6 protein-coding genes and 2 pseudogenes are annotated in these 9,072 nt (G+C 63.0%); 2 read left to right on the top strand and 6 right to left on the bottom strand.

All coding sequences use genetic code 11. The annotated features are described in order from the left end of the window. Together EN991_RS12405 and yacG are read left to right on the top strand one after the other, a co-directional pair. Positions 1-445: pseudogene (locus EN991_RS12405) on the top strand (Maf family protein); the annotation flags it as partial. Next, positions 442-639, top strand: coding sequence for a DNA gyrase inhibitor YacG (yacG, locus tag EN991_RS12400; RefSeq protein ID WP_013530195.1), 198 nt, complete (start codon positions 442-444; stop codon positions 637-639). The pseudogene EN991_RS12405 and the gene yacG, both read left to right, overlap by 4 nt. A gap of 5 nt (positions 640-644) precedes the next feature. Here yacG and EN991_RS12395 read toward each other — a convergent pair whose 3' ends face one another. The 6 genes and pseudogenes from EN991_RS12395 to EN991_RS12370 all read right to left on the bottom strand — a co-directional run. After that, positions 645-2,015: an alpha-glucosidase/alpha-galactosidase gene (locus tag EN991_RS12395; RefSeq protein WP_127367163.1), complete on the bottom strand. Its 1,371-nt coding sequence runs from the start codon at positions 2,013-2,015 to the stop codon at positions 645-647. A 19-nt stretch (positions 2,016-2,034) separates the two neighbouring features. Next, positions 2,035-3,702 carry an ABC transporter ATP-binding protein gene (locus EN991_RS12390; protein WP_127368850.1) on the bottom strand — a complete coding sequence of 556 codons (1,668 nt, stop codon included), beginning with the start codon at positions 3,700-3,702 and terminating at the stop codon, positions 2,035-2,037. A 9-nt stretch (positions 3,703-3,711) separates the two neighbouring features. Next, complete coding sequence (locus tag EN991_RS12385) at positions 3,712-4,851, bottom strand: ABC transporter permease (RefSeq protein WP_127368849.1); 1,140 nt, start codon at positions 4,849-4,851, stop codon at positions 3,712-3,714. A 1-nt stretch (position 4,852) separates the two neighbouring features. Next, positions 4,853-5,860 (bottom strand): ABC transporter permease, encoded by a 1,008-nt coding sequence (locus EN991_RS12380; RefSeq protein WP_013530191.1) that lies wholly within the window; start codon positions 5,858-5,860, stop codon positions 4,853-4,855. A gap of 110 nt (positions 5,861-5,970) precedes the next feature. Further along, positions 5,971-8,055 carry an ABC transporter substrate-binding protein gene (locus EN991_RS12375; RefSeq protein WP_127368848.1) on the bottom strand — a complete coding sequence of 695 codons (2,085 nt, stop codon included), beginning with the start codon at positions 8,053-8,055 and terminating at the stop codon, positions 5,971-5,973. 146 nt (positions 8,056-8,201) lie between these two features. Then, positions 8,202-9,072 (bottom strand): annotated as a pseudogene (locus EN991_RS12370) (alpha-glucosidase/alpha-galactosidase); the annotation flags it as partial.

Here is a 9,072-nt window from a genome sequence, read left to right as displayed (position 1 = left end):
CCTCACTGAAGACCGAAGCCGACTATGCGCCGGGTTTCGTGCTGGCCGCCGACACGGTGGTTGCCGTCGGGCGGCGCATCCTGCCCAAGGCAGAAACCCTCGACGACGCTGCCAACTGTCTCGGGCTGTTGTCGGGCCGTTCGCATCGGGTCTATTCCGGCATCTGCCTTATCACCCGGGTGGCAAGCTGCGCCAGCGCCTGGTCGAGACGCGGGTGCGTTTCAAGCGGCTGCCGCGCGAAGAGATCGACGCCTATATCGCCTCGGGCGAATGGCGCGGCAAGGCGGGCGGCTACGCCGTCCAGGGCCTCGCCGGCGCCTTCGTCGTCAAGCTGGTCGGCTCCTACACCAACATCGTCGGGCTGCCGCTCTATGAGACCATCGCGCTGCTGAGCGGCGAAGGCTTCAAGGTGCATGGCGGCTGGCTGGCGGGAACCCGGCTGTGAATTCCGATCCCAAAGTCACGCCCTTGCGCCCAAAGCGCCCCTGTCCCGAATGCGGCAAGCCCTCGGCGCGCGACAGCTTTCCGTTCTGCTCGACGCGCTGCAAGGACATCGACCTCAACCGCTGGCTGAAGGGCGCCTATGTCATCAAGGCCCGCGATGACGAGGAAGAGACGGATCCCGACGCTCCGAAATGAGGTCGTCAGGCGGCCTCGGTCTTGCGCGCCACCCGCGCCCAGCCCGGCAGCCAGTCGCCGTGAGCGGCCAAGAGATCATCGACCAGTGACCAGATCTGGTCGAGATCGAGTTCGGCCGCGGTGTGCGGATCCATCATCGCCGCGTGGTAGATGTGCTCGCGGTTCTCGGTCATCAGAGCCCGCACCGTCAGTTCCTGCACGTTGATGTTGGTGCGGATCAGCGCGGTCAATTGCGGCGGCAGCTCGCCTATATAGGTCGGCTGGATGCCGGAGGCATCGACCAGGCACGGCACTTCGGCGGCGCAATCGCGGGGCAGCGAGGTGATGCAGCCATTGTTGCGGACATTGCCGTAGATCACCGACGGCTCGCCGGTCCAGACTGAATTCATGATCGAGGAGGCATATTCCCGGGACTGCTCTACCTCGATGCGATCGGCCGAGCGATAGGCTTCAGCCTGTCCCTTCCAGCGCTCGATCTGCTCGATGCAGCGCTTGGGATATTCATCCAGCGGGATGCCGTATTTCTCGATCAGGTCGGGGCGGCCCTCCTTGATGAAATAGGGCGTGTATTCGGCAAAGTGCTCCGAGCTCTCGGTGACGAAATAGCCGAGCCTGGTCAGCATCTCGTAGCGCACCTTGTTGGGACAGCGCGGGTTCCAGCCGGGCTTGGGCGCGCGGCCTTCGCGATAGGCGCGCACGAGATCTGGGTAGAGGTCGCGGTAGGAACCGTCCGGCTGGCGATGCTCGAACTTCAGATAGAACGCCATGTGGTTGATGCCGGCCGAGCGATAGCGGATCTCTTCGTAGGGAAGGTCGAGGTCTTCAGCCAGTTCCATTGCCGTGCCCTGCACCGAATGGCAGAGGCCGACCTGCCTGATCTCAGGGTATTTCTCTGCTATCGCCCAGGTGTTGATCGCCATCGGGTTGACATATTGCAGCATGATCGCATCGGGGCAGACGGCGAGCATGTCTTCGCACACCTTCCACAGATGCGGCACGGTCCTTAAGCCCCGCATGATGCCGCCGACGCCGAGCGTGTCGGCGATCGTCTGGCGCAGGCCGTATTTCTTCGGCACCTCGAAGTCAGTGACTGTGCAGGGCTCGTAGCCCCCGATCTGGAAGGCGACGACGACGAAATCCGCGCCGGCCAGCGCCTTGCGCTGATCCGAATGGGTCTCGGTCTTCGCCTTGACGCCAAGCGTCGCGATCAGCTTGTTGACGACAATGGCGCTCTCTTCCAGCCGCTGCGGATTGATGTCCATCAGCGCGATCGTCGCGCCGGACAGCGACGGGCGCTGCAGCACGTCGCCGACAATGTTCTTCATGAACACCGTCGAGCCGGCGCCGATGAACGTGATCTTGGGATTTCTTGCCATGCTAACCTCCGGCATATGTTCAGGCCACATCGAAAGCGGCCCTGACGAGCCGTTCGGTGTAAGCGGTCTTGGGATTGGACAGGATGTCGTCGACGGGGCCCTGCTCGACGATCTTGCCGTTCTGCATGACGATCACGCGATGGCACAGCGCACGCACCACCTTGAGGTCGTGCGAGATGAAGAGGTAGCTGAGGCCGCGCTCGTCCTGCAGCTTGCGCAGGAGGTCGATGATCTGCGCCTGGACGGAGAGGTCCAGCGCCGATGTCGGCTCGTCGAGCAGGATGAATTCTGGTTCAAGCGCTATGGCGCGGGCGATCGCAATGCGCTGCCGCTGGCCACCAGAGAATTCGTGCGGAAACCGCGACAGTATATCGCCCGGCATGCCGGCGCTGACCAGCGCGTCGCGCACCCGTTCGACCCGCTCGCGCCGCGTCGCCCCTATGCTGTTGACGATCAGCCCTTCCTCGATGATCTGGCCGATCGTCATGCGCGGGTTGAGCGAGGAGAACGGATCCTGGAAGACGATCTGCATGCGCGAGCGCAACGGCCGCATCTCGGCCCGCGACAGGCCGTGGATCGGCTTGCCGTCGAAACGGATCTCGCCGCGCTTGGCGTCGATCAACCGGAGCAGGGCCTGGCCGAAGGTGGTCTTGCCGGAGCCGGACTCGCCGACCAGCCCCAGCGTCTCATGACGACAGAGTTTCAGGCTGAGATCGTCGACGGCGACCAATTCGCGCCAGTCGGGTTTCAGAAAGGTGCCGTGGCGCAGCATGAATGAGACGCGCACGCCGCTGGCCTCGAGAATGGTGCCACAGCCCTCCGGCAGCGGCTTCGGCTGCCCATGCGGCTCTGAAGCCAGCAGCCGCCTCGTATAGGGATGCCGCGGGTCGGCGAAGAGCCGTTCGGTGACGTTGTGCTCGCACATTTCGCCATGCTGCATGACATAGACGTAGTCGGAGAACTGGCGCACCACGGTGAGGTCGTGGGTGATCAGGATCACCGCCATGCGCAGCTCTTTCTGCAGGCTGCGGATCAGGTTCAGGATCTGCGCCTGGACGGTGACATCGAGCGCCGTGGTCGGCTCATCGGCGATCAGCACGTCGGGATTGTTGGCCAGCGCCATGGCGATCATCACCCGCTGGCGTTGCCCGCCCGAGAGCTGATGCGGGTATTGTCTGAGCCGCGCGGCAGGATCGGGAATCTGCACGTGCTGCAGAAGTTCGAGCGCTCGCGCCCAAGCCTGTTTGCGGCTGACCTTACGATGCACCCGAATCGCCTCGACGATCTGGCTGCCGACCGTATAGATCGGGTTGAGCGAACTCATCGGCTCCTGGAAGATCATCGAGATGCGGTTGCCGCGCAGCTTGCGCCGGGCGCTCTCGGGAAATTTCAGGATGTTTTGCCCGTCATAACAGACGCTCGAGCCGGGCGACACCGTGGCGCGCCGCGACAGCAGGCCCATGACGGTGCGCGCCGTCACCGACTTGCCCGAACCGGATTCGCCGACGATGGCGATCGTCTCGCCGCGATAGAGCTGGAACGAGATGTCCTTGACCGCTTCGACGACGCCATGCTCCACCTTGAAGGCCACGGCGACGTTGCGGGCATCGATGATCGGCTGGTCCTGGCGTCCGTCATGGTCGTGACGGACGATCGGTGCGAAGGATTCGGCGAGCGCGACGGTCATCTCAGCACCTCAATAAGGGTCGACGGCGTCGCGCAGGCCGTCGCCAAGCGCGTTGAAGGCAAAGACGGTGACGAGCACGAAACCGACCGGCGACAGGATCCAGGGATAGGTGCCGATGACGGAATAGGTCGCGGTGTCCTGCAGCATCAGGCCCCACGAGATCAGCGGCGGCTTGACGGCGAAGCCGAGGAAACCGAGGAAGGATTCGAGCAGCACCACGGTCGGGATCGCCAGCGTCACGGCGACGATCACATGGCTCATCACATTGGGGAAGATGTGCTGCATGATGATGCGCCGGTCGGTGGCGCCGACCGCCATGGCGGCGCGCACATACTCGATCCGCGCCAGCGCCAGCGTCTTGCCGCGCACTTCGCGCGACATCTGCGCCCAGCCCAAGGCCGACATGACGATGATGACGAAAGCGAGGAAGACGTTGGTGGGAGCGGTGACCGGGATCAGTGTCGTCAGCGCCAGATAGAGCGGCAGCTGCGGGAAGGCGAGCACCAGTTCGACGAAGCGCTGCATCCAGACATCGAACCTGCCGCCGAAATAGCCGGAAACCATGCCGACGATGGTGCCAATGACGGTGATGATGAAGACGACCGTCAGGGCGATCATCAGCGAGACGCGCGAGCCGTGGATGGCGCGCGACAGCACGTCACGGCCGAACTTGTCGGTGCCCAGGAAATGCACCGGCTGGCCGTCCAGCGAGCCGAACAGATGCCGGTCCGCCGGCAGCAGCCCAAACAGCTTGTAGGGCGCGCCATGCACGAAGAAACCGAGCAGCCTAGGATGATCATAGTCGGGGCCGACGACGGGCTGGAAAGTGACCGGATCGAGGTCCGCCGAATCGGCCAGCGCATAGACCCTCGGCCGTGCGGTGAAACCGCCGTCTCTGTCATGGAAGCTTGGCACCTGCGGCGGAGCGAAGCCGACATCCGTGACCTTCGGGTCCATTGGCGCGATGAATTCGGCTAATACGGCCATCACCAGCAGCAGCACGACGAGCCAGAGCCCGGCCATGCCGGTCCAGGAGCGCTTCAGCCGGCGCCAGACAAGCGCCATGTAGCTTTCGTTGCCATGCGCCGGTTTGGCGACGATGGGCCCTTCGGCAGGCAGCGGTGGAGGGGATGGATCGCGCGCCAGCATCTCAACGCTCCCCGAACTGGCGCACGCGCGGATCGAGCAGCACGAGCAGCATGTCGGCGATGATGTTGCCGACGATGAGTGTCGCCGACAGGACCATCATGAAGGTGGCAGTGACATAGACGTCGCCGACAGCCATGGAGCCGACGATCGCCGGGCCGACGGTCGGCAGTGCGAAGATGATCGCCGTCTCGATCTCGCCGGTCAGCATATAGGGCAGCACCACGCCCTGATACATGATGAGCGGATGCAGCGCGTTGGGCACGGCGTGGCGCATGACGACGGCAGCACCCGTCAGCCCCTTGGCCCTTGCCGTCTCGACATATTGCGCGTTCAGCGTATCGAGCAGATTGCCGCGCATGACGCGCATATTGTAGGCGAGGCCGCCGAAAGTGGCGATCGCCACCACCGGCCAGACATGTTTGACGAGGTCGACGAATTTGGCCCACGACCACGGCGCACCACCATATTGCGGCGAGAAGAATGAGCCGATCTCAGACACGTTGAACTGGAAGACCAGGAGATAGACGATGATCAGCGCCATCAGGAAGCGCGGCACCGTCATACCGAGGAAGGAGATGGCCGACAGTGTCGAGTCGATCCAGGTGTATTGCCTTGTCGCCGCCCATATGCCGAATGTGATGCCCAGCACCGAGGCCAGCAGATGGCAGACCAGCGCCAGAAGGAGCGTGCGCGGCAGGCGCTCTCCGACCACATCGGCGACCGGTTTGTTGTAGTACAGGCTGTAGCCGAAATCGCCTCGAGTGACGATGCCGACGATCCAGTTGAGATACTGCACGGGCAGCGGCTTATCGAGGCCATGCTCGATGCGATAGGCCTTTGCCTGCGCGTCGGCCTCGGCAAAGGAAGCTCCACCCTGGTTGATCGCCTGCGAACGGATGTAGTCGGCATAGTCGCCCGGCGGCGCCTGGATGATGGCAAAGGTGGCCAGGCTCAAAATGGCGAGGACCGGGATTGCCGACGCTATGCGCGTGAGCAGGAATCGCAGCATGGACGGTTCGTTCCTTGTCTCGCCGATCGCGCCCTTGGTTGCGTCCGGAGGTTGGTTTGTCCGGCCGCGCCAGCGGCGCGGCCGGAGGTCTCTCAGTCAGGGAGGTAAACCTAATTCATCAGCCCCTTCTCTCCGGGTTTGCCGGGCAGCTCATCGGGGAACAATTCATATTTCGCCTGCTTGTCTGCGGCGACAAACACCCGTTCGCGGATGATCGAATCCTCGGCCCAGTTGAACATGAAGATCGGCGTGCCCTGCGGAATGTTCGAGAAGCGCTTGTTGACGATCAGCGCGCCGGGATATTCCGTCAGGCCGACATTGTAGACGTGCTCCGTCGAGATCTTCTGGAATTGTTTCATCAAGCTGGCGCGCTGGTCATTGTCCTGCGTGGAGACGAACTTGTTGACGATGTCGACGAGGTCCTTTTCGAACGGCATCACGTCGACCTCGCCATTTTCCGGCGCACGATGGTCCCAGCTGGTGCGCGGGCCGACAGGGGCAAGCTGCACGGTGTTCTGCACCACCGAGGTCAGTTCCTGTTCGTTGCGCCGGACCAGCCAATCGAAGCGGCCGGAGTATTGCGAAGCGTCCCGCTGGGTGCCGTTGAGGCCGTTGAGCACGACCCGCAGCCCGAGCTTTTCCATCTGGGCGACGACGCCTTCGGCAAGGCTCTTGTCGGTCGTGTAGTCGTTGTTGACCAGCATCACGATCTCGACATTCTTGCCGCCGGCGGTGCCGGAAGGGAAATTCACGAAGCCGTCGCCGTCCGTGTCCTTGAGGCCGGCCTTGGCGAGTTCCGCCTTGGCGCCATCGAGGTCGAAGGGGTAGTAGACCGTCGAATTGCGGTCGTAGAAGCTGGTTCCTGACGACAAGCCGCCGGGATAGATGGCGGTGAACGGCCCCTTGACCAGCGAGTCGCCGAGCGCCTTGCGGTCGAGCGCCATGGTGACGGCCTTGCGGAAATCCTCGTTGCGGTTCAGCTCGCGGATCGCCTGGCCGCGTTCGTCCGGATTGCCCCAGCCATTGGCGGAAAAATTAAAGCGCAGATTGTAGCCGATGAGCCGCGGGCCGAAAGCAAGACGGGCAGGCGCGTTCGCCTCCGCCGCACGCTTCAGCGAGGCGACGAAGTTTTCCGGCTGCTCCAGATTGGAAAAATCAGCCGCGCCGGCCACCGCCTGGACGTCGCGATCGGCCCAGGTCGACAGCTTGTAGTGCAGTTCGTTGAGATAGGGCAGTTGATTGCCCTTTTCGTCGACCTTCCAATAATAGGGATTTCGGCGCATGACGATGATATCGTCCGGCCGGTATTCGACCGGGACCCAGCCGCCCATCACCGGCATGTTCATGAATTCCGGCGGGAAGGCATTCTTGAACTGATCGTAGGTGTTCTTCGAATATTTCGGATGCTGCGGCTTCAGGATGTGCGCGGGACCAGGACAGAAGGTGCCGTAGGCCATGGCATACAGGTACTGCTTCGGGAAGGCGTCCTTGAAGGTCCATTCGACGGTGTAGTCGTCGATCTTCTTCAACGTCGTGCCGACGCCGAAGGTTTCCGGCGTGGCGCCGTTCAGCGGCGAGACGTTGGGATCGACGACCTCGTCGTCCCAGTAGAACATAACGTCGTCGGCGTTGAACGGCACGCCGTCCGACCACTTCGCGCCTTCGATGAGGTGCATGGTCAGCTTGTGGCCATCGCTCGACCAATCCCAGCTCCTGGCCAGGTTCGGCAGCGGCTCGGTGTCCTTGGCCTCGACCTGGAACAGCGGGGCGGTGCGCGTCAGGCATTCGGAGAGGCCGATGTCGATGCCGCCCCAGCCTTGCGTCCGACCGGCGCCGTAGTCCCAGCCTTCCGGCCGCCCGCCGATGACGTGGCGCATCGTATCGCCATAGACGCCGATGCCGTCTTGCATATTGCCCGTCTTGAAGACCAGCGGCTCCTTCGGCAGCCTGTCTTTCACCGGCGGAAGCTTGCCGGTCTTGACGTATTTCTCGGTGACCCAGTCCGGCTCGTGATATTCGGGAAGCGCCTTGAACTCCAGAATGGAGTCGCGCGCGACATAATTGATCTTGCCTTCGGCGGGAAACGGTGTCGGCGCCGGCGGAACCGTCGGCTCGGAAGCGTAAGCACTGAGTGCCGAGACCGAGACGCTCAGCGCCAGTCCGGCAGCAAGGCCGATATTGCGTAAATTCCTCACTGTCTCTCTCCCTCTTGTTTGTCCGGAGCGTTTGCACCCGCTCCGCCTCTCCTCGAATTCAAACGGCTTCGTGGCAGTGGATCCGCCTCCCATGGATCCACCATCACCGCATGAATTTCCAGCCGGCCCGTTTCAGCCGGCCCGTTTCAGCCGGCTTGCTTCAGCGCGGCTTTTTCGGCGCGCAATTCCTCGATCGAGCGAACGCTGCGCCGTGCGGCGCCCGCCCACTCGCGGGTCTTCACCTTGGATGTCGACAGCCGCTCCCTGGCGGCCGGAACCGCATGGGCGTATTGCGGCAGCCAGGCTGCCTGGGCGACGACCATTTCGTCGACCATCTGCCAGACCTCCTCCGGCGTCGAAACCGCGCCGACCAACGGGTCATGCAGCACGGCGAGCTTCAGAAGATCGATGTCGCCTGATATCGCGGCATGCACCGACATGCGCTGGACGTTGATCGAAGCGATGCAGGTGGCGGCGCAAGCCTCCGGCAACGTGATGCCGGCGGCCATGTTGATGCCGAAACGGTCGACGAAGCCCGGCGACTCGATGATGGCATCCTGCGGCAGGTTGGTGATCACGCCATTGTTCTTGACGTTGAAGTGGCCGCGATAGACGCGGTTGGTCTCCAGCGCCTCCAATATGTGGCTGGCATGCTCGTTGGAGCGTTTCTCGCGGTCGATCGGCTTGGACGCCGCTTCGAGGAACTGCGGATATTCCGTCTCGAACCAGTTGCGGGTTTCGGTGGAGTAGCGGAGATAGCCGCCGGTCTCGCCGTGAATCCAGTCGGACATATCGATCCAGCGCGTGATCTCGTCGGGACGTTTGCGGTACCAGGGCAGATATTCGGAAAGATGGCCGTTGCTTTCGGTCGAATAGACACCGAAGCGCTTCAGGACGTCGATGCGCAGCTTCTCCTGCCTGGAATAGACCGGATGCGCCTCGAAAGCGGCCACCAGTTCATCCTTGCCAATGGGGCGGCCGTTGAGGCGCAGGTCGATGAACCAGGTCTGGTGGTTG

The organism is Mesorhizobium sp. M7A.F.Ca.US.005.03.2.1 (assembly GCF_003997795.1).
Lineage (GTDB): Bacteria > Pseudomonadota > Alphaproteobacteria > Rhizobiales > Rhizobiaceae > Mesorhizobium > Mesorhizobium ciceri.
Note: the sequence above shows the minus strand (reverse complement) of the source record. Positions and strands in the feature narration are given on the sequence as shown.